This window comes from Nevskia ramosa DSM 11499 (genome assembly GCF_000420645.1).
In the GTDB taxonomy this organism is placed as follows: domain Bacteria; phylum Pseudomonadota; class Gammaproteobacteria; order Nevskiales; family Nevskiaceae; genus Nevskia; species Nevskia ramosa.
Window position 1 is genome coordinate 1 of record NZ_ATVI01000009.1, and the last position, 23,975, is coordinate 23,975.

The window sequence follows — 23,975 nt, forward strand, 5'->3', positions numbered from 1 at the left end:
CCCCCTTAAGCGCGCCGAGCATCGCAGGCCATGGCGGACAGGCTCCGAAGGAGGCGAGGCAGGATGCCGATGCCTTTTCGCCGCGCCACGGATGGCGCGTCGAAAAGCCCCGTCAGGGCCGAGAAGCACAGGGCATCGGATCGCGCTTCTGTTTCTCGCGATCCGACGTAGCGCCGGGGGCGCCCTTCCTTTGGTTACTTTCCTTGGGCGCCAAGGAAAGTAACCCGCGCGATAGCGCGGAATAGTGCGCCAAAGCCAGCCAACAACCGCACCGCTCGATCAAACCGAGAACCAACCAACTAACCAACCGACCAGCCAAACAAAAACGAGAGGCCGCTCAGCCAATCCCCTCATAAGGCCGCGTCATCACCTCCAGCAAATGCCCATCCGGATCATCGAAATAAACACCCCGGCCGCCATTGTGCTGATACGTCTCCCCAGCCCCACGCTTCCCCGGCGCCGCCCAAAAGGTAAGCCCCTGCTTCTTGATCCGAGCAAAGATCAAATCGAAGTCGTCCTCGCTGACCAGGAAGGCGTAATGCTGCGAAGCGATGTCCCCATCCTGATCATAGAAATCCAGCGACACGCTATTGCCGAGCTTCACCACCAGCATCGGCCCGAACGGAATGGCCGCATCCCTTAGCCCCAGGATATCGATCAGAAACGACGACGACCTCCGCTTGTCGCGGCACCAGACGATGGTGTGGTTCAGCTGCACGTTCATGGTCGTGTCGCCTCTTTCGATAGTCGTCGCCGAGTCTCGGCCTAAACCGTAGCGCGGGAAAGCCGACAGGCGCATCCCGCCACGCCACATGCGCAAGGCCTCAGCGCATCGGGCCGGACGTTGGTCGGAAGTCTCGGAAGGCGGGATGCGCCTACGGCTTTCCCGCCCTACTCGGGCTACTCGGGCTAACGGTGGCGTATCACAAAATCTTCAAGGCTATTCTGAAAAATCTTAGTGTCTAAATAGTAATTCGGAAAAGCCTCGTGGATTGAGCGGAACGATTCGGCTCCTACGAGCACGACTTGAGCGCCGGTGTAATCACTAAGTTCAGGAAACAATGGGAGTTGCTTTGTTCGAAGAGGCAGCTGTCGTTCAAGGCGGGCATACTCTTTATGAGCTCTTTCGGCGTCACGCTTTTCAAATGAGTGAATTTGAAGTCCGAGTTGGTCTGGTAGTAAAACCAATAAAAAATAACCGGCACCTTTCTTGAATTCATTCTCCGTTGCTTTAAGGGCCGAACGGTATGCGGTCAGTTTCTTCGTGACATCGAGGCTACGGCTAAGATCGAAAATTGATCTGGCTAAGATTCTTTTTTCTGGACTCCTAACAGCGGCTTTTTCCGGATCCTCCATGTGCTCGAGAGCGACGGCAGCTTTCTGAAAAAAGTGTAGCCATGCGAGCTCTCCTTCGCTCGATTTTAGAGCTTGTCCTATAACTGCACCTACCGTTTCGACAGCAGTTGCCCACGCATGTTGGGTAATAGTTCGAAGCTGAACTTCAAAAAGAAGTTTGTTATATTTTTCTTTGCTTTTACTTTGAAATTTATAAACGAGATGAATGCCGCGATAGCCAGAAGATTTTGAATGGACAATATAGTCGTCTTCTGTAACAAGCTCATGGAGAGACTTGCTGTTTTTGTATTTCTCTCGAAGACTATAAACATCACTAATTGTCTTTAAGACTGCTCTGCATCCTCCAATGTCCTGCATTTGTGTCAGACGCATGCTGGGTTTAGCGGAAAGCTTTGCTAGGATTGATCGAGATCGCTTGAGGCGTTGAACGACGATTGCAGAACTATCGATTTTGTTGACTTTCTGCCTTAGATCCATAGTTATCGTGTTCAAAGGAAATGCGTGCGCGGATCTCCAATTCGCCAGAATTTCCCAAGCGGCGTCAGTTTCTTCTGTTACTGAGTCGTCAGCTACGAGCTGGCGTCCTGCCTTGTCGACGAGAGAGCGGCTGAACTGGGGGACGGCAGCGGACATTTAATTGGCCTATTTAATAAAACTACCCTACTGACCGACTCTCTTCGCCAAAGCATCAAACCCGTGGTTCAGGTCTTCAAGCGCAAAGCAGCGATTGAGCGATCGAATGGCAAAAGCCCGTGACATACATCCTCGCGAATCTCAGCACATTCCGGTTCTGCACGCAGGAGCTCATGTAACGGTCCTTTACCGTCCGCCTTCCCGCCGTGAAGTAGACCGTCGAGATCGCGAAGCGCTCCGGACGGATGCTGCAGCCCCATCGTCACGGCTGATCAGCCAAGTTAGACCGAGACAAGGCTAAGCCAGCCGCCCGCGGTCCAAACGGCGCCAGCACCGCATAGGCCAGCACAGCAGCCGCCAGCGACGCCAGATAAGGCATCGACCAATCCTGCGCCGAAGCCAGCACATAAACCGCGACACTCGCGATCAGCGCCATCGCCGCGCTCGCGACACCGCCCACGGCGGGCGCGAAGATCGCGACAACCATCAGCACCAGCACGCCGGCCGAGGCCAGTCCGGAAGCCTGCTCGACCAGCGAGTACATGCTTTCTCCGCCCAGCGAGATCAGGAAGGCGACGAGGCCGAACACCACGACGGCGACCCGGTTCAGGCGCAGCTTCAGGCGCTCCGTGAGCCGTGGGCCGGCCATTGGCGCGATCAGGTTGTGAGCGGCCAGCGAGCCGGCGACCAGCAGTGCGCCGGACAGGGTCGACAGGATCGCCGACACCAGCGCGCCGAGGAACACCACGTACAGGGCGACCGGCAACTGCGTCTGCGCGTAGCGCGACAGCACTTGTTCCGGTTCGATGCCGGTGCCGAGCGTCGCTGCTGCGCCGAGACCGACGGCGACCGGGATCAGCCCGACCGCGAGATAGACGAAGCCGGCGGCGACGGTGGCCGAGCGGGCGAGCTTGGCGTCGCGCATCGCCAGCACTCGCGAGGTCAGTTCCTGGGCGGCGATGGTGCCGAAGATCGGCACGGCGAGGATCTCGATCAGCGGCCGGTCGCGTATCGGCGCCCGGGCTGCCGCGGCAGCGGCCGATGCCGGCAGCGTGTCGAAACCTCCGGCCAGCGTGAATACGGCCAGCAGGAGCAGCAGGCCGAGGATGATGACCAGGCCCTGCGCAAGATCGGTCCAGGCGTCGGCCCACATGCCGCCAACGGCCGTGTAGACGATGACCACGAAGGCCGCGAGGCCGGTCGCGGCGATCAGGCTCAGATCGCTGACCGAGGCGATGACCTGGCCGAAGGCGCGCATCTGCGCGGCCGCCCAGAGCAGCGAGGACGGGATCATCACCAGGGCCGCAAGCCGTTCGATGCCCGAGCCCCAGCGGTTGCGGAACAGGTCGGCCAGGGTCAGCAGCCCACGCCGGCGCAGCGCCGCGGCAAACAGCAGGCCCATCGCGATGATGCCGATCGAGTAGCCGAAGGGATCAGCCGCGACAGCGCCGAGCCCACCCGCATAGGCCTCGGCGGTGGCACCGATGCAGGTTTCGGCGCCGAACCAGGTGGCGAAGACCGTGAACACCGAGAGCCAGGGCCCGAGGCTGCGGCCGGCGAGCAGGTAGTCGCTCTCGGTCTGCGGCCTGCGGGCCAGCAGGAATACCACCGCCAGTTGCAGTACCACGTAAGCAAGCAGGGACAGCAGAATCCAGTTCATGCGCCGTAGCCCGATCTTCCGTAGTCACGATGGACAAGCATTTCTGGGGCCGGGCCGGAGCCGGGCGCAGCGGCCCGATTCACCCAGCGCTCAGAACAGCACCACCTGCCGGACCGCTTCGCCCCTGGCCAGGACATCGAAGCCCTCGTTGATGTCGTCAAGCTTCAGGCGATGCGTGAGCAGGCGATTCACCGGCAACAAGCCTGCGTCGTACATCGTCACGAATCTCGGCACATCCCGGCTCGGCACACAGGAGCCCATGTACGAGCCCTTCACCGTCCGCTCCTCGACCGTGAGGCTGACAGCGGAAATAGTGAATTGCTTGGAGGGATGCGGCAGGCCCATGGTCACCGTCATGCCGCCTCTCGCCGTTGCGGCGTAAGCCTGTTGCAGCACACGTTCGCTGCCGACGCTCTCGAAGCAGTATTCGGCACCACCACGGGTAGCCTCGCGAACTTCGGCGACGACGTCGGCAGAGCTTGCGGCGTTGACGACATGGGTCGCACCCAGCGATTTCGCCAGTTCCAGTTTCGAGGGCTGCAGATCGATCGCGACGATGGTTCCGGCACCGGCGGCTCTGGCGCCCAGCAAGGCAGCGAGGCCGACGCCGCCGAGGCCGAAGACGGCAACCGTCGAGCCGGGTGTGACTCTCGCGGTGTTGACCACGGCGCCGACGCCGGTGAGCACTGCGCAGCCGAACAGGGCAGCGATTTCCGGTGCCAGGTCAGGGCGGACCTTGACGGCGGACGCGGCCGAAACCACGGCGTATTCGGCAAAGCCGCTGACGCCGAGGTGATGGTTGATGTCGCCGCCATTGGAATGGAGTCGTCGCGCACCACTCAACAGCGTGCCGGCGACGTTGGCTTTCGCGCCCGGTTCGCAGAGTGCGGCACGGCCGGTGGCGCAGGGCTGGCAATGGCCGCAGGCGGGGACGAACGAGAACACCACGTTGTCGCCGGGTGCATAGGCGGCCACACCGGCACCGCATTCGACGACGGTGGCCGCGGCTTCATGGCCGAGCGCCATCGGCATGATTCGCGGGCGGCTGCCGTCGATCACGCTCAAGTCCGAATGGCACAAGCCGGCGGCGGTCATCCTGACCAGCAGTTCGCCGGGGCCGGGCGGGGCGAGGCTGATCGTTTCGATGCTCAGAGGCTTCGACTGTGCATACGGGGCCGGCAGGCCCATTTCGCGGAGGACGGCAGCGCGGGTCTGGATCATGAGATGGCCGGAACGGTGATCGGTGGGGAAACTGGAGTCTGGATTTGCGCGAGAGCCGCGCGAATGGAGTCCGGGATCGGACTGGATTTCTGCGTGTCGCGATCGACGAACACGTGCACGAACCAGCCTTCGGCGGCAGGTTCGTCATCGTTGGCGCGGAACAGCGCGATCTCGTAGCGGACGCTGGAGTTGCCGAGCTTGGCGACTCGGAGGCCGGCGTCGACCACTTCCGGATAGGCCAGCGATTTCAGATAGCGGCAATGCGATTCGGCGGCGAAGCCGATGACCGTGCCGCGATGGATGTCCAGCTCGCCGACGGTGATCAGGTAGTGATTGATGACCGTATCGAAGAACGAGTAGTAGTCGATGTTGTTGACGTGGCCGTAGACGTCGTTGTCCTTCCAGCGCGTGGGGATGGCGAGGAAGTGCGGGTAGTCGGCGCGGCGGGTGCTCATGGCGTCAGCGGATCACTTGCGCATGTGGAGTGAGATCGACGGGAATGCCGTGGAACTGCTGCAGCAGGCAACCGTAGTCGCGCATCGTCAGCAGGCCCTGTTCGGCGCGCCGCGCTTCCAGGCCTTCGGGTTTCTCGATCGGTTGCGGATGGCTGATGCCGCCGCTGGCGCGGAACTGGCTGCCATAGAGCTGTGGCAAGCCTTGCGAGACCTTGACCCGATCGGACAGCAGCGCGAAATCCTGCGGCACGATGTCGCCCTTCTTCGCCTGCGGTTCGAGCAGGGCCAGCAGCTTCGCCTGCAGTTCCGGATCGCGATCGGCATGGGCGGCCACCAGCCAGGCAGCCCGCAGGCCGTCGCGACCCACTTGCTGGGCATCCGGGAACTGCCTGGCTTCGACGATCTCGGCCATCCGGCTGACGTTGTCCTGATCGGCCTGGAAGATCGCCAGGATCAGCGCCTGCTCCGGCTTGCCGCCGTGAGCCTTGGCGCTGGCCGAAGCCTTGGTCCGCGCGGACTGGTCGCGTTCCATCATCGCCAGCAGCTCCTTGCGCAGCTCGGGCTTGGTTGGCTCAGTCGTCAGCGGCTTCAGTTGTCGAGCCGCAATCTTGTCGGCTTCCTGCTTGCGCAGGACGTCGAACGAGGGGCAGTCAGCGAGGCCGGTAGCAACTGGCGTGGTGGCGGCCGGGCTGGCAGTCGCCAACAGCATGGAGGACGCGATGAGCGCCTGACACGCCCCCTGCAGAGTGTGTCTGTTCATGGTTGCGGGCCTCCTTCAGCCCGGCGGCCACTTCAAGGGACGGCCGGCAATGATGTGCAGATGCAGATGGAACACGCTCTGCCCGGACGCGGCACCGTTGTTGACCACCAGGCGATAGGCATCGCCATAGCCTTCGGCCTCGGCAATCCTGGTTGCGATCAGCATCAGGTGACCGAGCAGGGCCTGGTCTTCAGGCACGGCGTCGCAGAGGCGCGGCATCGGCTTTTTCGGAATCAGCAGGATGTGCGTCGGCGCGACCGGGTTGATGTCACGGATCGCGAAGCACAACTCGTCTTCAAACACGATCGTGGCCGGAATCTCGCGGGCGATGATCTTTTCGAACAGCGTCTTGGAAGGCTCGCCGGACATGGAATTTCCTGGGTGGTCGCGCGTTGCGCAGGTGCCGAATCTTAGACGACACAACGCGGCTGCTACCATTTCGCCATGACTTCACCTGACCCGTATCGCCCCGCCGCCGTCTGGCGCCGCCTGCTCGGCTACGGCGCGCCGCATTGGCGTCTGTTCCTGCTGGCGCTGCTCGGCATGGTCACCTTCGCGGCGACCGACATCACCTTCGTGCGGCTGATCCAGCCGCTGATCGATTCGATCTTCGTCGAGCGTGATCCGCGCACCATCGCGATCATGCCGTTCGCGATTCTCGGCATCTTCATCATTCGCGGCGTCGCCGGTTTTGCTGCCGCTTACGGCATTGCCGCGGTCGGCCAGCGGGTGGTGTCGCGGCTGCGCTGCGAAGTGTTCGAGCACCTGCTGTACGTGCCGGTGGCGCATCACGACAAGGCCCGCAACGCCGATCTGCAGACCAAGCTGACTTACCACGCGGGCCAGGTATCGGACAGCGCCACTGGTGTGCTGACCTCGATCATCAAGGACGGCCTGTCAGCCGTTGGTCTGCTCGGCCTGATGTTCTGGACCAGCTGGAAGCTGGCGCTGTTCACCCTGATCATCGCGCCACTCGTGAGCGTGTCGATCACCTGGGTCAACCGCCGGTTCAGAAAGCTGTCGGCAAGGGTGCAGACCTCGGTCAGCGGCATCACCCATTCGGCCGATGAAGCGATCACCGGCCGCCGCATCCTCAAGCTCTACGGCGGCGAAATCTATGTGCTCGATGCCTTCCGGCGCATGGATGACTACCTGCGCCGACAGACCCTGAAGATGACCGCCAGTGGTGCTGCCAGCAACAGCGCGCTGGAGCTGATCGCCGCCATCGGCGTGGCGATGCTGGTGTTCGTGGCGACCGCACCCGGGATGATCGAAACGGTCAGCGCCGGCACCTTCGCGTCGTTCATTGCCGCGATGCTCAGCCTGCGTGCGCCGATGGCCTCGATGACCAGCATCAGCGAGCGCCTGCAGCGCGGCCTGGTCGCCGGCGCCGATCTGTTCTCGTTCCTCGATACGCCGGTGGAAGCCGACAGCGGCAGCCGTCCGCTCGCCCATGCCGAAGGCCGCCTGCGCTTCGACGACGTGCGCTTCGGCTACGAACTCGATGGCAGTGCCGCGCTCGACGGCGTGACGCTCGATATCGCACCCGGTTCGACAGTGGCCTTCGTCGGCCGCTCCGGCAGCGGCAAGTCGACCCTGCTGTCGCTGATCCCGCGCTTCTACGATCCGCATTCCGGCAGCGTGCTGCTCGATGGTCACGATGCCCGCGAATACAAGCTCAGCGACCTGCGCCGGCAGATCGCGCTGGTCGATCAGAACATCGTGCTGTTCAACGCGACGATCGCCGACAACATCGCTTACGGCTCCACCGGCGCGACCCGGGAGAAGATCGAAGAAGCCGCGCGCCGCGCCCACGCCTGGGAGTTCATCAGCCGCCTGCCGCAAGGCCTGGACACGATGCTTGGTCAGGACGGCGCCAATCTCTCCGGTGGCCAGAAGCAGCGCCTGACCATCGCCCGTGCGCTGTTCAAGGATGCGCCGATCCTGATCCTCGACGAAGCCACCAGCGCCCTCGACAGCGAATCCGAGCGCGCGATCCAGCAGGCGCTGACCGAGCTGATGCGCGGCCGCACGACCCTGGTGATCGCGCATCGTCTGTCGACCATCCAGAGCGCCGATCTGATCGTGGTCATGGATCAGGGCCAGATCGTCGAGCAGGGCACGCACGAGGCCTTGCTGACGCGCGACGGTGCTTACGCCGGGCTGCATCGGATGCAGTTTCGCGATGAAGCCGTGGCCGCGTAGGGTGGGCATGTTTCACCTGCCCACCGATTCGCGTTCGTCTGAACGCTGCACCGCGTGGGCAGGTTCGTAGGGTGGGCAAGCTGCATCTGCCCACCAATTCGCTCCGGCCTGCGCATGGCGCTGCGTGGGCAGATGAAGCCTGCCCACCCTACGTGGGGCGGGCGTTCGCTTGAAGCGCTGGCTCGAATCCCGTTGGTACGCCGCAGAACCCGCGCCGCTGGCGCTGCGTCCGCTCGCTTCGCTGTACGGCTTGATCGCCGATCACGTTGCCGCTTCGCGCAAGCGCGAAGCCATTCGCCTGCCGGTGCCGGTGATCGTCATCGGCAACATCAGCGTCGGCGGCACCGGCAAGACACCGCTGACCTTGTGGCTGATCGAGCAGGCGAGGGCGCTCGGCTTCAGGCCCGGCGTGATCAGCCGCGGTTATGGCGGTCGCGCGGCAAGCTATCCGCTACGTGTCACATCGACGACCGATCCGGCGGAATGCGGCGATGAACCTGCATTGATCGCCCGACGCAGCGGCGCGCCGCTGGCTGTGGCCCCGGACCGTATTGCGGCGGCGCGGCTGCTGATCGAGCAGGACGGCGTCGATCTACTGATCGCCGACGATGGCCTGCAGCATTACCGGCTCGCGCGCGATCTCGAACTCTGCGTGATCGATGGCGCGCGCGGCCTCGGCAATGGTGCACGGCTGCCGGCCGGGCCGCTGCGCGAACTGCCGTCACGGCTGGCGAAGGTCGATGCGGTGATCGTCAACGGCGCGCTATCAGCGCCACTGCCCGCACACGGCAGGCCGCAGCTGACTATGAATCTGGCGATCGAGCGGGCGTTGCCACTGGCCGGTGGCGAGCCGCGTTCGCTGCACAGCTTTGCCGGCCAGCGCATTCGGGCGATCGCCGGCATCGGCCATCCGCAGCGCTTCTTCTCGGCCCTCGAAGCCGCCGGGCTTGTCGTCATACCGCAAGCATTCCCGGATCATCATCGCTACACCGCCGGCGATCTTGCCTTCGACGACGGCCTGCCGCTGCTGATGACCGAGAAGGACGCCGTCAAGTGCGCGGCCTTTGCGCGTGATGGCTTGTGGTACGTGCCGGCCGAGGCGCAATTGCCGGAGGCTGATGCGGTGCATGTGCGAAAATTGCTGTCTGCTCTCAAATCACATCCGATCCTTTGAACGCTCCGATGCCCATGGACAAGCGCTTGCTCGACATCCTCGTCTGCCCGGTCACCAAGGGTCCGCTGACCTGGCATCCGGACGTGCAGGAACTCTGGTGCAAGGCCTCGCGCCTCGCGTATCCGGTGCGCGACGGCATTCCGGTGATGCTCGAGGAAGAAGCGCGGCATCTGCGCGAAGACGAGCTGAAGTAAGTACGCAAGCAATGTCCGGATTCCGCATCGTCATCCCGGCCCGGCTCGGCTCCACACGTTTGCCGCGCAAGGTGTTGCGCACGCTCGCCGGCAAGCCGCTGGTGCAATGGACCTGGGAAGCGGCCTGCCAGGTCGCCGGTCCGGAGTCCGTGGTGATCGCCACCGACGATGTCGAAGTGCTGGCCGCCTGCACGGCGTTCGGTGCCACGGTGCGGATGACGGATCCAGCGCATCAGTCCGGCACCGATCGGGTCAACGAGATCGCCACAGCCGCGGGCTGGGACGACGCTCAGATCGTCGTCAACCTGCAGGGCGATGAGCCGCTGATGCCGGTGGCGATGATCGTCGAAGCGGCGAAGCTGCTGGCCGATGATGCGAGTGCCGATATCGCCACGCTCTGCCATCCGCTGCATGCGCTGGAAGACTGGCTGAATCCGAATTTCGTCAAGGTGGTCCGTGCTGCCAACGGCCATGCGCTGTATTTCTCGCGCGCGCCGATTCCCTGGAAGCGGGAAGGGACCAGCCTGACGTCGCCGCTGCCGGCGGGCCTCGCGTTCCGCCACATTGGCCTGTATGCGTATCGGGTCGGTGCGCTGCGCCGCTTCAGCGCGCTGCCAACTTCGCCGCTGGAAAACTACGAAGCGCTGGAACAACTGCGTGCGCTTGAAGCCGGGCTGCGGATCGCGGTCGGCGTGTCCGATGTGCCGCCGCCGCGCGGTGTCGATACCGAGGCCGATCTGGCCGCAGTTGCCGCCGTACTGGAGTCGCGCGCATGAGCCGTCGCACTGCCGTGCTGCCGCCGGAAGTCCCGCTGTTGAGCTTCGGCCAGCGCATTCGTGCCTGGCTCAACATGCTGTTCGTCGATCACTCGATCTTCCGCTTCATCTACAACACGCGGATGGCAGTCACGCCGGAACTGCATCGCTGCGGTCACCCGATGCCCTACCAGTTGCGCGGCGCGCAGCGTGCCGGCATCAAGACCGTGCTCAGCCTGCGCGGCAACGAAACGCACCTGGGCTCGAATCAGCTCGAATGGGATACCTGCAAGCGGATCGGCCTGAATCTCGTCCATTTCCCGATCGGCTCGCGCAGCGCGCCGCAGCGCGATGAAGTGCTGGAGATCATCAACCTGCTCGAAACCCTGCCGAAGCCGCTGCTGATCCACTGCAAGTCCGGCGCGGACCGCGCCGGCATGGTGTCGACGATCTGGCAGTTGCTGCGCGGCGAAAGCTTCGACACCGCGATGCGCCAACTCGATTTCTGGCGCCACGGTCACATCAAGGCGGCGAAGACCGGCGTGCTCGATCAGCTGTTCTATACCTACCGCGATCACGTGGCCGCGCATCCGGGCACCACGTTCCCGGACTGGGTGGCGAACCATTACGACCCGGTAGCGGTGACCGCCTCGTTCAAGTCGAACTTCTGGGCCAACCAGCTCGTCGATCGCATCCTGCGTCGCGAATAAGTCTGTCGAGGCCAACGAAAAAAGCCGCGTCTTTCGACGCGGCTTTCTTGTTTCAGCGACGGCTCGAGATTCAGGCCGTGGCGTCGGGCTTCTTCTCCGCGTCTTCGGCCTTCTCGCCAGTCTTCTCGGCTGGCGTCGCAGCGGCTAGCGCGGCTTCGACCAGCTCGGCCGGAGCCGGGATGATGACCACCGGCGGCACGACCGGCGCTTCGACTTCCGCAGCAACCGGCGGCGCCGACTCGGCTGCCACGAACGCAGGTTCGACCACGGCGACGACGACCGGCTCCGCTTCTGCAGCCAGCGGCGCGGCCGCGGTGACCAGATCCGGCTCGGCAGCTGAAGGCTCGCTTTCGACCACGGGTGCTGCAACCGGAGACGGCTCGATCGTGGCTTCGACGATCGGTTCGATAACCGGTTCGGCGATTGGCTCGACCACGGCCACTTCAACCGGTATCGCCGGCGCAACGTCGACGGGAGCGGCAGCAATCACCGGCTCGGCGAATTCGACGGCAAACGGCGGCGCGGCGGATTCGGACAACGGCGCTTCGACCACCTGCGCTGCCGGTGCTGCTTCGATGACTGAAACGTCGACAGCAGCCTGCTCGACGGCGGGTTCGACCGCGATCGGCGCATCCAGCACGGTCAGCGTTTCGACCGCAGCTGGCGTTTCGATCGAGGCAGCAGCAATAGCGTCCTCAGTCTCTCGGGCAGCTTCCGGGGCGGTTTCCGGAACGACCGCTGCTTCGGCGACGACTTCGGTCCGCTGCGGACGCTGATCGCGACGCGGTGCGTAGCCTGGTTCGTCGCTGCCGGCGCGCGCTTCGATCGCGGCCGAGTCGAACATCGGCGAGGTATCGTCGGCCTGGTTCAAGCCGCCGTCGTTGTCGTCACCTTCACTGCCTTCGTCGCCTTCACCTTCGCTGCCAGGGGCGGCGTTCGGATTGCGCTCGCCGGCCTCGCCGTTGCGGCCACGACCGCGACCGCGACGACCGCGGCGACCACGACGGCCACCGCCTTCACGTCCTTCTCCAGCCGCGCCGGCCGGAGCCTGGCCTTCGCTCTGCGCCAGGGCAGCGGCTTCGCCGTCGACCGGTGTGTTGCTGTTCAGCAATTCGTCCATTGTTTCCGGTGCTGCCGACAGCGCGCTGACCATCGGCGCTGCGACCGTTGCAGCGGCAGCGGCAATGACTACTGGCGGTAATGCTTCGGCATCGCTGGACGCAACACCGGCGTTAGCCTGCGGCTGCTGGTTGCGCGGGTTCTGCTGCTTCGGCTGATTCTGCGGCTGGCGGGGCTGCTGCTGGCCGCCACGGTCGCCACGTCCTTCACCACGTCCCTCGCCGCGAGCCTGGCGATTGCCGTTCTCGCCGCCGCCATTGCGTGGCTCGTTGTTGCGATCGCGGCCTTCGTTGTTGCCACGGCCGTCACGGCGCTGCTGACCTTCCTGCTGCGGACGCTGGCCACGGCCTTCACCGCCGCGACCTTCGTTGCGGCCATCACCGCGCCCTTCACTGCGCCCGTTATCGCGATTGGCACCGTCACGGCGCTGCTGACCGTCCTGCGGACGGCCACCTTCGCGGCGACCATCGCCCCGACCGCCATCGCGCCGCTGCTGGCCTTGGCCCTGAGACTGGCCGCCGTTGCGCTGCGATTTCTGCTGATGGCTGTCGGACTGCTTCGGTGCCTCGGCCTTGCCGCCGCCGAACAGACCCTTCAGCCAGTTCCAGAAACCGCCGCCGCTGGCGACCGGCTGCATCACGGCGACCGGCGCCGGCACGTGCTTCGGCGCTGCAACCGGCGCAACCGGATCCGGCGCGTCGAGCGGCAGCGGGGCCGGCGCATTCGGCAGCACCAGCTTCACCGCGGCTTCACCACCGGCGCCACGCGGCGCCTGTTGCGGCGTGCCGTTGCCGGCCAGTGCGGCACGGGCGTCGGCCTTGTAGTCCTGCGGCAGGCGATAGCTCATGCCGGCGTTGTTTTCGAGCGTCAGATGATCGGCGCGAATCCGGGTGATCTCGTACTTCGGCGTTTCCAGCGTCTCGTTCGGCACCAGGGTGACCACCACCATGTAGCGCGATTCCAGCTCGGCGATGACGCCGCGCTTCTCGTTCAGCAGGTAGGTGGCAACGTCGACCGGCAGCTGCGCGATCACGCGGCCGGTGCGGTCCTTCATGCACTCTTCTTCGATCAGACGCAGGGCGGCGAGCGCCAGCGATTCGACCGAGCGGATCTGGCCGCGGCCTTCGCAGCGCGGGCAGGCGATCTGGGTGTGTTCGGACAGCGACGGGCGCAGGCGCTGGCGGCTCATTTCGAGCAGACCGAAGCGGCTCAGGCGGCCGACCTGGACGCGGGCGCGGTCGATATCGCAGGCGAGCTGCACGGCCTTCTCGACATCACGCTGATTCTTCGAGCTGTTCATGTCGATGAAATCGATCACGATCAGGCCGCCGAGATCGCGCAGACGCAGCTGGCGGGCGATTTCGTCGGCCGCTTCCAGATTGGTCTGCAGCGCGGTTTCTTCAATGCCGCCGCCGCCGGTCGCCTTCGCCGAGTTGATGTCGATCGCGGTCAGCGCTTCGGTGTGATCGATGACGATCGAGCCGCCGGACGGCAGGCGGACCATGCGCTCGTGCGCCGATTCGATCTGGCTTTCGACCTGGTAGCGCGAGAACAGCGGGATGTCGTCGCGGTACAGCTTCAGCTTGTGCTGCTCGGCCGGCATCGAGCGCAGCATCTGCGCCCGCGCTTCCTCGTAGATTTCGGCGTTGTCGACGATCACCTCGCCGATGTCCGGGCGCAGGTAATCACGCAGTGCACGCAGCACGACGTTGTTTTCCTTGTACAGCGGGAACGGTGCCGGCAGTTCGACGGCGGCGGACACGATGCGACCCCAGGTGTCGGCGAGCTGATCGAGATCGGTCTGCAGTTCCGGCGCCGAACGGCCCATGCCGTTGGTGCGGACGATGATGCCCATGCCGTCCGGAATCGCCAGCGCGGCGAGTGCTTCGCGGGCTTCTTCGCGTTCCTCGCCTTCTGCGCGGCGCGAAATGCCGCCGGCCTTCGGGTTGTTCGGCATCAGCACCAGGTAACGGCCGGCGAGGCTGACGTAGGTGGTCAGTGCCGCGCCCTTGTTGCCGCGTTCTTCCTTTTCGACCTGGACGATGATCTCCGAACCTTCGGCGATCAGCTCCCGCATGTTGCCCTTGCCGGCACCGCTGGCGGTGGTCCGGTAATAGTCCTTGTGGATTTCCTTCAGCGGCAGGAAGCCGTGACGCTCGGCGCCGTAGTCGACGAAGCAGGCTTCGAGGCTGGGCTCGACGCGGGTGATCTTGCCTTTGTAAACGTTGGACTTGCGCTGCTCGCGCGAGGCCAGTTCGATGTCAAGGTCGTAAAGCTTTTGTCCGTCGACGATGCCAACGCGCAATTCCTCGCGCTGCGTGGCGTTGATCAGAATTCTTTTCATTGATGCGGTCTCGATAGCTGTCTGGTGACACGCTCGACCGCGCAGAACGGGATGCGGCGCGTCTGGGGCGCGCCTCGATCGTTACGAAATTGTGATGGTTCGATCGTCGATTCATCCCCGCCTCGCGCGGGAACGCTGGATTGTGCGGAACGCCGGTCGAAAGACGGTCGGCGTAACTGTTTGGTGCTTAGCCTGGCGTTGACGGGGCGGGTGGTTTGTTACCATGCGGCCCGCCGGTTGGCGCCAGGTCCCGACGAAAGCCCCGAAAAACCTTTGGGCCTGACGCCGGAATCGTATTCGTCGCAACCGCGACAAACACATCGAAGTGTGCCATAGAAACCCGCGCCAACGATAGTTTTGCGTTGCCGCTCAAAGGCATGGCGCAGAACGTCGAAACGGGCCGCGTTGCCGGGTACGGCCGGTTTCCATGACGCCGCTGCGGGTGTCGTCGGCGACCGGTCGTTCAACCGTCATGTTTCATTTTCGCCAAGCCGGTATCGGCTTTGTTCATTACTGCCGAGATCGCCTTGAACCGCAAAGCTCCTCCTTCATCCTCCGCCCGGCCGTCTTCGCGGCCGAAGCCCCGCCCGGCATCCTCCGAGCGTCCGGCGGCGCGTTCGCGTCCGGAAGGCAACGATCGCCCGGCCCGGCCCGTTTCAGCGCGTCCGGGCTCGTCGGCAGGCAAGCCGTACAAGCCGGCTTCGAAGTCGGCCGGCCGGACAGATTCCCGTCCGGATTCACGGCCAACTCGGCCCGGTGCACGTCCGGGTGGGCCGAAGGGCGGCAGTTCTGCCGGTGCTCCGGCGTCGGTGCGACCGACGCAGCGGCCCAACTCGAAGCCGAGCCCGCGCTCGGCGCGGCCGCCGGAATCGCTGAGCGAGTTCATGGCGGCGTCGAAGCCGAAGCCGGGCGCGAAGTCCGAGCTGCGCAAGTCCGATCGGACCGCGCGCCCGAGCGCGCCGCGCTACATGACCGCCAAGAGCAGCGCCCCGAAAGCGGCGTCGCCAGGACGGGATGGCCAGCGGCCAGCCTCGTCGCGGGACGGCGACTTCAGTCCGCGGCCGACCTCGCGTCCGCCGACTCGATCAACGGTCAGGTCTGCAGACCGGACGATCGCCGCCAAGCCGGCGTCCGGCCCCGCCGCGACCAAGCGTGCAGGCAAGCCAAAGTCGACACCGAAATTCACCCGCGAAAATCGCCCGGGCAAGGCTGTCGAAGCAGCCGCCGACAAGGAGCTGCTGCCCACCGTCGTCGTCCACATGACGATCACCGCCAACGAGGACGGGCAACGGGTCGACAACTACCTGATGAAGTGCCTGCCGGGCGTGCCGAAATCGCACATCTATCTGATCCTGCGCTCCGGCCAGGTACGGGTCGATGGCGGCCGGGTCAAGCCGGATCGCAAGCTGGCGCTGGGCGAGGAAGTGCGCATTCCGCCGGTCCGTCTCGCCGAGAAGAGCGAGCAGATCCGTGCGCCGGACGCGGTGCTTAACCGCTTGCGTGAAGCGATCGTCTATGAGGACGAGCATTACCTGGCGATCTGCAAGCCGGCCGGTCTGGCTTCGCACGGCGGCACTGGCATCGCCTACGGCGTGATCGAAGCCGCGCGCGGCTGGGGCAAGTACGACTTCCTCGAACTCGCCCATCGTCTCGATCGCGATACCAGCGGCTTGTTGCTGCTGGCCAAGTCGCGTGTCGGTCTGCTCAGGGCCCAGCGCGCGTTCCGCGAAGGCCTGGCCGACAAGCGCTACTTCGCGCTGATCGTCGGCCGGCTGCAGGGCGGGGCGCGGGATGTCGACGCGGCTCTGGTCAAGCGCTCGATTCCGGGCGGCGAGCGGTTCATCGATATCGACGAGGAAGACGGCAAGCCGTCGAAGTCGCGCTTCGTGCCGCAGGCGCATTACAAGGATGCGACGCTCTGCGAAGTGCACATCTACTCCGGCCGCACTCACCAGATTCGCGTTCACGCGCTGGCGCTCGGTCATCCGGTGGCCGGCGATCGCAAGTACGGCCTGCGCGACGATCAGAAGCCGATCCGCGACCTGGGCCTGCGTCGCATGTTCCTGCACTCGCACTTCCTGCAGCTGCCGGCCGACGGCGAGTTCGGCAAGCTGATCCTCAACGCGCCGATGACCGAAGAGCTGCGGCAGTTCCTCGAGGTGCTGGGGCCGGGTCGCTGAAGCAAAGGCTGATTCGATGTCCACTTACGAATTGCTGATCTTTGACTGGGACGGAACGCTCGCCGACTCCGCCGGCCACATCGTCAGCACCACACAGAAGGCGATTCTCGATCTCGGCCTGCCGCCGCGCGAGAACCATCAGATCGCCGAATTGATCGGCCTTGGGCTGCAGGACGGCATGCGCCGCCTGTATCCGGAGTTCGATCCGAACTGGGTGATGGCCCAGCTGTTCGCGCATCGCCGCGAGTCCGGGCTGAAGATTCATTCGACGCCGCTGTTCGCGGGCGCTGTCGAGTCGCTGCAGGCGCTGCGCGGGCAGGGCTTCCGGCTGGCGGTCGCCACCGGCAAGCCGCGCGCCGGGCTCGATGGTGCGTTCGACGAGCATGACGTCCGGTCGCTGTTCGAGATCAGTCGTTGCGCCGATGAAACCGCCGACAAGCCGCATCCGCTGATGCTCGAGGAGATCCTCCGCGAGACCGGTGTGGCGGCGGGCCGGGCGCTGATGATCGGCGATACCGAATACGACGTGGCGATGGCGGCCAGCATCGGCATGCCGGCGCTCGGCGTTGCCTGTGGTGTCCACGCGCCAGGGCGGTTGCTCTCGGGCGGTGCTGTCGCGGTAATCGAGGACGTCAGTGCGCTGCCGAACTGGTTGCTACGGTAAGGCGCAGCCCGCTTCTGCGAGCATCCGCCGCACGGCGATCAGCGGCAGGCCGACCAGGCCAGTGGCGTCTTCGCTGTCGATCGCTTCGACCAGCGAGATGCCCAGACCTTCGCTCTTGAAGCTGCCGGCGCAGTCGTAGGCCGGTTCGGCGTCCAGATAGCGTTCGATCTCGGCATCGCTCAATTGCCGGAAGCGCACGCGGGTGTGATCGACGTGGCGCAGTACCCGGCCGCTGGCTTCGTGGAGCAGCGTGACTGCGGTGATGAAGCTCACGGTGTTCCCGGCCTGCGCCTGCAATTGCGCGATCGCCCGTTCGCGATTGCCGGGTTTGCCGAGCACGGTGTCACCCAGAGCGGCGACCTGATCCGAGCCGAGTACCCAGCGCTCCGGGTGCTGACGCGACAGCACGCGCGCCTTGGCGAGGGCCAGCCGCTCCGCGAGCTGCAACGGTGTCTCGCCGGGCTGGCGGCTCTCATCGGCATCCGATGGCATCGCCATGAACGGCAGGCCGAGGCGGGCCAGAAGGCTGGCGCGGTAGCGGGAACCAGACGCAAGAATCAGCGGAAATTCTGAATTGATCAGAGACATATGTGTATTGAAGATTTCGATTTCGTGAAGGCCGCTGATAGAGTTCTCTCATGAACGAACCGGTCAAGAAAACTGCGCAGCGCATTCTGCCCCTGCACGCCAAGGTATCGAGCGCGCTGACGCGCGAGGCGAGCTACGCCGGCAGTCTGCCGGTGTCGCGGCTGGAACGTCTGAAGCAGGCGCTGGCGGATCTCCACGACACGCCGCAGACCGATCTGCAGATCGAGTTGCAGTTGCGTCGTGACAAGACCCGCGCGCCGAAGCTGGAAGGGCGGGTGCGCGGCGAGCTGACAATGACCTGCCAGCGCTGCCTGAAGCCGTTCCAGTTCGTGCTCGATGCGGCGATCGATCTGCGCCTGGTGTTCAACGAGGAAGAGGAAAACCGGGTGCTGAAGGACGCCGAGCCTTATCTCGTCGAGGACGATCAGCTGCCGTTTCACGTCATCGTCGAAGAGGAAGTGCTGCTGGCGCTGCCGTTCTCGGCGCGCTGCGAACGGGACGATTGCACGCCGCTCTGATTTCGCCTCATTTGTTGTACATGTTCGGGGTCAATCAGGGTAGAATTCGCGCCCCTGGGCGAACCTTGCCCACCGGAGTTCCCCAATGGCTGTCGCAAAATCAAAGAAGTCCCGTTCCCGCCGTGGCATGCGCCGCGCCCATGATGCGCTGAGCGCGCCGACCCTTTCGGTCGACTCGACCTCGGGCGAAACGCATCTGCGTCATCACGTCACTGCCGACGGTTTCTACCGTGGCAAGCGCGTGATCGAGATGAAGACGGTCGAAGTCGCGGAAGAAGCCTGAGCTTCTTCGCGGCGACTGAACCGCGCCTAGCTCGGCTTCAGTCGCTGCCAGGCGCAATCATGTGAGCTACTCATGAACGCGCCGATCCTGCTGGCCCTTGACGCGATGAGCGGTGACCACGGTCACCGCATCGTCGTGGAAGCGGCCCTGCGGGCGCTGGACGAACATCGCCGCCTGAGCCTGATCCTGGTCGGTGATGAAGAAACCCTGCGCAAAGCGCTGGTCGCGCATCGTCACATCGACGATCCCCGGCTGACGATCCAGCACGCCTCGGAAGTGGTGGCGATGGACGAGGCGCCGTCGAAGGCGCTGCGCGGCAAGAAGGATTCGTCGATGCGGGTCGCGGTTGACCTGGTCAAGCAGAAGCGTGCCCAGGCTGCCGTCTCGGCCGGCAATACCGGCGCGCTGATGGCAATTGCCAAATTCGTGCTGAAGACGCTGCCGGGCATCGATCGTCCGGCCATCATTTCGCCGTTGCCGACGGTCAAGGGTGCTACCCATGTGCTCGACCTCGGAGCCAATGCCGCCTGCACCTCCGAACAGCTGTTCCAGTTCGCGGTGATGGGTTCGGCGCTGGTCACCGCGCTGAACGGCATCGAGCGGCCTCGGGTCGCCTTGCTGAACATCGGCGAGGAAGAGATCAAGGGCAACGAGACGATCAAGCAGGCGGCGGCGATGATCTCGGCGTCGAAGCTGAACTACTGCGGCTTCATCGAAGGCGATGGCATCTTCCTGCACCCGGCCGATGTCGTGGTCTGCGATGGCTTCGTCGGCAATGTCGCGCTGAAAGCCGGCGAGGGCGTGGCCAAGCTGGTCGGCCATTTCATGCGCGAGGAATTCACTCGCAATGCTGGTACCAAGCTGGTGGGGCTCATTGCCCGCTCGGTGCTGCGCGCACTGGCCAAGCGCATGGATCCGCGCCGCTACAATGGTGCCAGTCTGGTCGGCCTCAACGGCAACGTGATCAAGAGCCACGGCGGCGCCGATGCGCTGGCCTTCGCCAATGCCATCACGGTGGCGATGCGGGCCGTCGAGCACGACGTGCCGGCGCGCATCTCCAGCCTGCTGGCCGAAGCCCTGAGCGCCCAGCCGAAGTCCATACCGGTCTAGCGCTGGCGCCGTGAACCGCTTCCGCGCCAATCCCAAACTTCTGGCGCCACTGCTCGCTGGCATGGCGATGATCGGGCCGTTCTCGATCGACGCCTTCTTCCCGGCCTTTCACGCGATCGAAGCCGAGCTCGGCGTGACGCCGGCGGCCATGCAGCAATCCCTGAGCCTGTATCTCGCGGCGTATGCGGCGATGTCGCTGCTGCATGGGCCGCTGTCCGATGCCTACGGCCGGCGCGGTGTGATCCTGTGGTCGATGCTGCTATTCGCGGCGGCCACTGCCGGCTGCGCGCTCGCCACCTCGTTCGAGATGCTGCTCTGCTTCCGCGTGCTGCAAGGCGTTTTCGGCGGTGCGGGCATGGTCGTCGGCCGGGCGATCATCCGCGATCGTTTCGACGGTGCCGATGCGCAGCGGCTGATGTCGCAGGTCAGCTTCATCTTCGGCTTCGCGCCGGCGATCGCGCCGATCATCGGCGGCTTCGTGCTCGGCGCAGCCGGCTGGCGAGCGATCTTCTGGCTGCTGGCCGGCTTCACCTTGTTTCTGGTCCTGGCCTCGCTGGCGGCGCTGCCGGAAACCCATCCGCGCGAACGGCGGACGCGATTCGCGCTGCGGCCGCTGCTGCGCACCTATCGCGCGGTGGCCAGTGATCGCCGCTATCTGCTGCTGGGTTTTGCCGCGGCACTGAACTTCGGCGCGATCTTCACCTACATCTCGGCAGCGCCCTCGGTAGTGCTCAGCATCCTGCATCTGAGCGAGACCGAATTCGCCTGGCTGTTCGTGCCGATCATCGGCGGCATGATGTCGGGCTCGGCGCTGTCGTCGCGGCTGGCCGGCAAGATCGACGCCTTAAGGACGGTGACGATCGGCTTCATCCTGATGAGCATCGGCGCGGTGCTGAATCTGGCCGGCAGCCTGTGGCTGACGCCGTCAGTGCCCTGGTTCGTGCTGCCGATCGGCCTGATCGGCATGGGCGTGACCCTGTCCTTCCCGACCTTCACCTTGCTGATGCTCGATCGCTTCCCGGCCGTGCGCGGCGCTGCTGCCTCGGTGCAGGCGACGATCAGCCTCGGGGTCGCGTCCATCGTATCGGGCGTGCTGTCGCCGCTGGTCAGCGCCTCGCCACTGGGGCTGGCCTGCGCGTCCACCGGCTTGACGATCAGCGGCTATCTGCTCTGGCGCATCTACCTGCGGATCACGCCGAACTGTGGCCCGGATGTGTTGAGTGCCCGGCTAGAACCGGCGTCGACGGCCACGCCGTCATCGACCTAGCTGACGCTGCTCAGTCGCCGCTGAGCACCAGCTGTCCGTTGAGCGTCGCCGAGCGGCTGTTGTCGGCGCTATGCAACTGGGTGCCGATCAGCGCAAGCGTTCGCGAACCACGCGCATCCGGTGCCGAGAAGCTGGCGCCAGCACAGGCAGCGGCGACGCAGCGCAAGCCTTCGCCAGACATTTCGATGCTGCGGATCGCGCCGGCCTGATCGGTGCGCAGCTTGATCACGCCGCCATCGACATTGCTGAAGCTGTAGACCGGCAAGCCGTCTTCGCCCTGCGCATAGCCATTGCCGCCGAAAGCGCAGAAGCGCGTGTAGCTGTTGTCGCTGAAATTCAGGGTGACGCCGGTATCGCAGACCGCGCCGACATTGCCGAGCGCGCTGAGCCGGGCGGTGAGGATCACAGGGCCGTCCTGAGTGCCATCGTCCACCGGCGCTTCCCGCGCCAGTGCCGTGCCGCTCAGCGTGATGTTCTGCCGGCCGTTGAAGTCGGGCTTGCCGAACATCAGGCCCGAGCAGGCCTCGCCATCGCAGCCGTACTCCGGGCTTCGATGACCGTACTCGACGCGGGTTGCGGCGCCCGCCGTGGTGTCGATCAGCAGGTAGGCATCGCGGCCCAGCACGTAGCGATAGCGGCGCCGGCTGCCGGTCTGGCTGGCCAGCGCCGAATCGGCACAGTGTTGCTCGGTCTTGCCGGCCGCCGAGGTGATGACGACCTCGCCCTCGCGGCAGGCCTCATCCGGGCTTTGCTTCCCGGCGGGTACCGCCGGCGGAAGCGACGTTACCTCAGCTGGTGCTGCCTGCTCGCCCCTGGCAACAGTCGTTGACGGCACGACGCCGTCAACGACCGCAACCGGTTCCGGCGCCGCCGTCCACCAGCGAAGCACCACTACCAACAGCGCAATGGCAAGCAAGGCTGCAACGATCAATCGCTTCATGGACGAGGGGCGGCGGTAGTCAGGCAGGGATCAAGGGCGCAGGCCGTTGACCGGAACCAGGAAGCGGCACTGGCCTTCTTCGCCGCCCTGACGGACGCCGACGACATTGCCCGAGGTCGTGGTCTTCGGTGGCTTGGTCAGGCGGGCGGCGACGAAATACCAGGCCGAGGTGGCGACGCTGGAGCCGTCCGGATCATCGAAATTGATGTCGCTGCGGAAGCTGACGTAATCGTTGTTGCGGGCCGGATTCAAGCCTTCTGGCGAGCCCGGGTACTGGTTGAGGCCCTGCGCGGTACGGCCAGCCAGCCAGATGCCTTCGTCGGCACCGTCGAGACGATAGGCCACCGAGGTGTCGATGCCATTGAAGCCGATGCGGCCCAGATCGTTGACCTCGAAGAAGTCCGGATCTTCCGCGCCGCAGGTGGCCAGCGGTGGCTGCCAGCGACGATCGTTCAGCGTGATGCGAATGCCGAACACGTAGTCGGTGGTGGTGCCGCGGCGCCAGATGCGGTCATCGAGACGGCCGACTTCGGTGCCGTTGGCAATCACTGCCTGGCTATTGTTCGATGCGTACAGCGCCCAGGTGTTGCCGCCCAGGCCCGGGAAGGTGCGCACGCCATTGGTGGTGGTCGGGAACGCGCCGCTGACCTGGCAGACGCCGTTGATCGGATTGCGATTGGACTCCGTGCCCTGGCAGACCTTCAGCACCGGCGTGCCGGCGGTGGTCAGAACTTCGAAGCCGGCGAACGACGGTGCCGCCGCCAGGCCCAGACCCAGGCCGGCCGCGAGGCTCAACAAACTGCGCACATGCTGTTTCATGACATCTCCCCTGTTGCAGGACGGAAGTCGACGAGGCTCCGAATGAGCACCCGTCCTCCGTCAGTAATCGAATGCTTTGTTCGAGCCTCGGCACTGCGGCTGGCAACGGGTACGGGTGTCGATCCGGCTCCCGTACCCGTTGCTGGATCCTCAGGCCGGCTTTATGGCTTCAGGCCGTTCAGGTTCACTGAGAACTTGCACTGGCCTTCCTCGCCGCCCTCCGACAGGCGGATGGCGTTGGCGACGGCGCTGCTGCTCGGCGCCGTGGACAAGGTCACGCGCACGAACATCCAAGCCGAATTGGCGTTGCTCTGGGCGTCCGGATCATCGATGTTGACGTCGGTCCGGAAGTTCACCCAGTCGGTACTGCGCGCCGGGTTCAGGCCTTCCGGCGAGGTTGCGTATTCGTTGAGGCCCTGGTTGGTACGCCCGGAGAACCAGGCGCCTTCCTCGGCCGAGCCTTGCCGGTAAGCGATCTGCAAGCCGGTACGGCCGGTGAAGCCGTTGCGGAACATGTCGTTGACTTCGAAGTAGGTTGGCGTGGTGCTGGAGCAGGACGCCGAAGGCGGCGTCCACAGCGTGTTGACCATCTGCAGCCGGAAGCCGAACACGTATTCGGTGGTGGAGCCGTTGCGCCAGATGCGGTCGTCCAGGTTGCCGATCGTCGTGCCGTTGGCGATCACCGCCTGATTGTTGTTGGTTGCATAGACGGCCCAGTTGCTGCCGCTCAAACCGGGGAAGGTGCCGGGCGTGCTGCCGGTCGGAAAGTTGCCGGTGACCTTGCAGACGCCGGTGGTGGGATTGCGGTTCGCTTCGGTGCCCTGGCACAGCTTCAGGACGGTGGTGCCGCTATCGGTGATCGTTTCGAACGCCGCCTGTGCCGGCATTGCCGCGGCAGCCAGGCCGATGCTCGTCAGCGCCAGCTTGGCGCCCAACCATTGCTTGTTCTTCATCGTCTTCTCCTCGTTTCACACCCAGGTCTGTCGATGCCGTTCTGGATGAACGACATCCGCCATTGAA

At 64.8% G+C, this 23,975-nt stretch carries 24 protein-coding genes; 11 read left to right on the forward strand and 13 right to left on the reverse strand.

All coding sequences use genetic code 11. The features are described 5' to 3' along the window. Window positions 1–337: 337 nt before the first annotated feature. The 7 genes from G513_RS0115295 to G513_RS0115330 all read right to left on the reverse strand — a co-directional run bounded on the left by G513_RS0115295 (window position 338) and on the right by G513_RS0115330 (window position 6,454). Window positions 338–724 (reverse strand): VOC family protein, encoded by a 387-nt coding sequence (locus G513_RS0115295; protein WP_028475606.1) that lies wholly within the window; start codon window positions 722–724, stop codon window positions 338–340. Between the two features lie 185 nt (window positions 725–909). Beyond that, complete coding sequence (locus G513_RS25535; protein WP_084711569.1) at window positions 910–1,989, reverse strand: RelA/SpoT domain-containing protein; 1,080 nt, start codon at window positions 1,987–1,989, stop codon at window positions 910–912. A gap of 262 nt (window positions 1,990–2,251) precedes the next feature. Continuing rightward, complete coding sequence (locus G513_RS0115310; protein WP_022977734.1) at window positions 2,252–3,649, reverse strand: sodium:solute symporter family transporter; 1,398 nt, start codon at window positions 3,647–3,649, stop codon at window positions 2,252–2,254. Window positions 3,650–3,739: 90 nt separating this feature from the next. Next, the gene (locus G513_RS0115315; protein ID WP_028475608.1) at window positions 3,740–4,867 is read right to left on the reverse strand and encodes a zinc-dependent alcohol dehydrogenase family protein; all 1,128 of its coding nucleotides are present in this window, start codon (window positions 4,865–4,867) and stop codon (window positions 3,740–3,742) included. Then, entirely contained in the window at window positions 4,867–5,325 is a 459-nt protein-coding gene (locus G513_RS23375) for an acyl-CoA thioesterase (RefSeq protein WP_022977736.1), read from the reverse strand. Before G513_RS23375 ends, G513_RS0115315 begins: the two co-directional genes overlap by 1 nt. A gap of 4 nt (window positions 5,326–5,329) precedes the next feature. Beyond that, the gene (locus tag G513_RS23380; RefSeq protein ID WP_156891717.1) at window positions 5,330–6,085 is read right to left on the reverse strand and encodes a DUF6624 domain-containing protein; all 756 of its coding nucleotides are present in this window, start codon (window positions 6,083–6,085) and stop codon (window positions 5,330–5,332) included. A gap of 15 nt (window positions 6,086–6,100) precedes the next feature. Continuing rightward, the gene (locus G513_RS0115330; protein ID WP_022977738.1) at window positions 6,101–6,454 is read right to left on the reverse strand and encodes a histidine triad nucleotide-binding protein; all 354 of its coding nucleotides are present in this window, start codon (window positions 6,452–6,454) and stop codon (window positions 6,101–6,103) included. A 75-nt stretch (window positions 6,455–6,529) separates the two neighbouring features. Here G513_RS0115330 and msbA point away from each other — a divergent pair, with 75 nt between their 5' ends. The 5 genes from msbA to G513_RS0115355 all read left to right on the forward strand — a co-directional run bounded on the left by msbA (window position 6,530) and on the right by G513_RS0115355 (window position 11,123). Further along, entirely contained in the window at window positions 6,530–8,290 is a 1,761-nt protein-coding gene (msbA, locus tag G513_RS0115335) for a lipid A export permease/ATP-binding protein MsbA (protein ID WP_022977739.1), read from the forward strand. A 169-nt stretch (window positions 8,291–8,459) separates the two neighbouring features. Next, window positions 8,460–9,464 (forward strand): tetraacyldisaccharide 4'-kinase, encoded by a 1,005-nt coding sequence (gene lpxK / locus G513_RS0115340; protein WP_022977740.1) that lies wholly within the window; start codon window positions 8,460–8,462, stop codon window positions 9,462–9,464. A 14-nt stretch (window positions 9,465–9,478) separates the two neighbouring features. Next, window positions 9,479–9,658, forward strand: coding sequence for a Trm112 family protein (locus G513_RS0115345; RefSeq protein WP_022977741.1), 180 nt, complete (start codon window positions 9,479–9,481; stop codon window positions 9,656–9,658). Between the two features lie 11 nt (window positions 9,659–9,669). After that, window positions 9,670–10,434, forward strand: coding sequence for a 3-deoxy-manno-octulosonate cytidylyltransferase (gene kdsB, locus G513_RS0115350; protein WP_022977742.1), 765 nt, complete (start codon window positions 9,670–9,672; stop codon window positions 10,432–10,434). Then, window positions 10,431–11,123: a fused DSP-PTPase phosphatase/NAD kinase-like protein gene (locus G513_RS0115355; RefSeq protein ID WP_022977743.1), complete on the forward strand. Its 693-nt coding sequence runs from the start codon at window positions 10,431–10,433 to the stop codon at window positions 11,121–11,123. Before kdsB ends, G513_RS0115355 begins: the two co-directional genes overlap by 4 nt. A 70-nt stretch (window positions 11,124–11,193) precedes the next feature. Here the strand turns inward: G513_RS0115355 and G513_RS0115360 are convergent, their stop codons facing one another. Both G513_RS0115360 and G513_RS23385 read right to left on the reverse strand, forming a co-directional pair. Beyond that, window positions 11,194–14,586, reverse strand: a complete 3,393-nt coding sequence (locus tag G513_RS0115360; RefSeq protein WP_022977744.1) for an Rne/Rng family ribonuclease — start codon at window positions 14,584–14,586, stop codon at window positions 11,194–11,196. Between the two features lie 463 nt (window positions 14,587–15,049). Further along, on the reverse strand, window positions 15,050–15,472 hold the full coding sequence (locus G513_RS23385; RefSeq protein ID WP_033417960.1) for a hypothetical protein: 423 nt from the start codon (window positions 15,470–15,472) through the stop codon (window positions 15,050–15,052). Here G513_RS23385 and G513_RS0115370 point away from each other — a divergent pair. Together G513_RS0115370 and G513_RS0115375 are read left to right on the forward strand one after the other, a co-directional pair. Then, complete coding sequence (locus tag G513_RS0115370; protein WP_022977746.1) at window positions 15,471–16,766, forward strand: RluA family pseudouridine synthase; 1,296 nt, start codon at window positions 15,471–15,473, stop codon at window positions 16,764–16,766. The genes G513_RS23385 and G513_RS0115370 overlap by 2 nt on opposite strands. A gap of 16 nt (window positions 16,767–16,782) precedes the next feature. Then, window positions 16,783–17,430 (forward strand): HAD-IA family hydrolase, encoded by a 648-nt coding sequence (locus tag G513_RS0115375; protein ID WP_022977747.1) that lies wholly within the window; start codon window positions 16,783–16,785, stop codon window positions 17,428–17,430. On the opposite strand, the gene G513_RS0115380 is transcribed toward G513_RS0115375, so the two are convergent. Beyond that, window positions 17,422–18,018: a Maf family protein gene (locus G513_RS0115380; RefSeq protein WP_022977748.1), complete on the reverse strand. Its 597-nt coding sequence runs from the start codon at window positions 18,016–18,018 to the stop codon at window positions 17,422–17,424. The genes G513_RS0115375 and G513_RS0115380 overlap by 9 nt on opposite strands. A 50-nt stretch (window positions 18,019–18,068) precedes the next feature. Between G513_RS0115380 and G513_RS0115385 the strand changes: the two genes are divergently transcribed. The 4 genes from G513_RS0115385 (at window position 18,069) to G513_RS23390 (ending at window position 21,196) form a co-directional block, all read left to right on the forward strand. Then, window positions 18,069–18,536, forward strand: a complete 468-nt coding sequence (locus G513_RS0115385) for a YceD family protein (RefSeq protein WP_022977749.1) — start codon at window positions 18,069–18,071, stop codon at window positions 18,534–18,536. Window positions 18,537–18,621: 85 nt separating this feature from the next. After that, on the forward strand, window positions 18,622–18,819 hold the full coding sequence (gene rpmF / locus G513_RS0115390; RefSeq protein ID WP_022977750.1) for a 50S ribosomal protein L32: 198 nt from the start codon (window positions 18,622–18,624) through the stop codon (window positions 18,817–18,819). Between the two features lie 72 nt (window positions 18,820–18,891). Next, window positions 18,892–19,929, forward strand: coding sequence for a phosphate acyltransferase PlsX (gene plsX, locus G513_RS0115395; protein ID WP_022977751.1), 1,038 nt, complete (start codon window positions 18,892–18,894; stop codon window positions 19,927–19,929). A 10-nt stretch (window positions 19,930–19,939) separates the two neighbouring features. Further along, window positions 19,940–21,196, forward strand: a complete 1,257-nt coding sequence (locus tag G513_RS23390) for a multidrug effflux MFS transporter (protein WP_022977752.1) — start codon at window positions 19,940–19,942, stop codon at window positions 21,194–21,196. A gap of 10 nt (window positions 21,197–21,206) precedes the next feature. On the opposite strand, the gene G513_RS0115405 is transcribed toward G513_RS23390, so the two are convergent. From G513_RS0115405 to G513_RS0115415, 3 genes are all read right to left on the reverse strand, one after another. Then, on the reverse strand, window positions 21,207–22,136 hold the full coding sequence (locus G513_RS0115405; protein ID WP_022977753.1) for a hypothetical protein: 930 nt from the start codon (window positions 22,134–22,136) through the stop codon (window positions 21,207–21,209). A 30-nt stretch (window positions 22,137–22,166) separates the two neighbouring features. Continuing rightward, window positions 22,167–22,955, reverse strand: a complete 789-nt coding sequence (locus G513_RS0115410) for a hypothetical protein (protein ID WP_022977754.1) — start codon at window positions 22,953–22,955, stop codon at window positions 22,167–22,169. 161 nt (window positions 22,956–23,116) lie between these two features. After that, window positions 23,117–23,908: a hypothetical protein gene (locus G513_RS0115415; protein ID WP_022977755.1), complete on the reverse strand. Its 792-nt coding sequence runs from the start codon at window positions 23,906–23,908 to the stop codon at window positions 23,117–23,119. Between the last annotated feature and the right edge of the window lie 67 nt (window positions 23,909–23,975).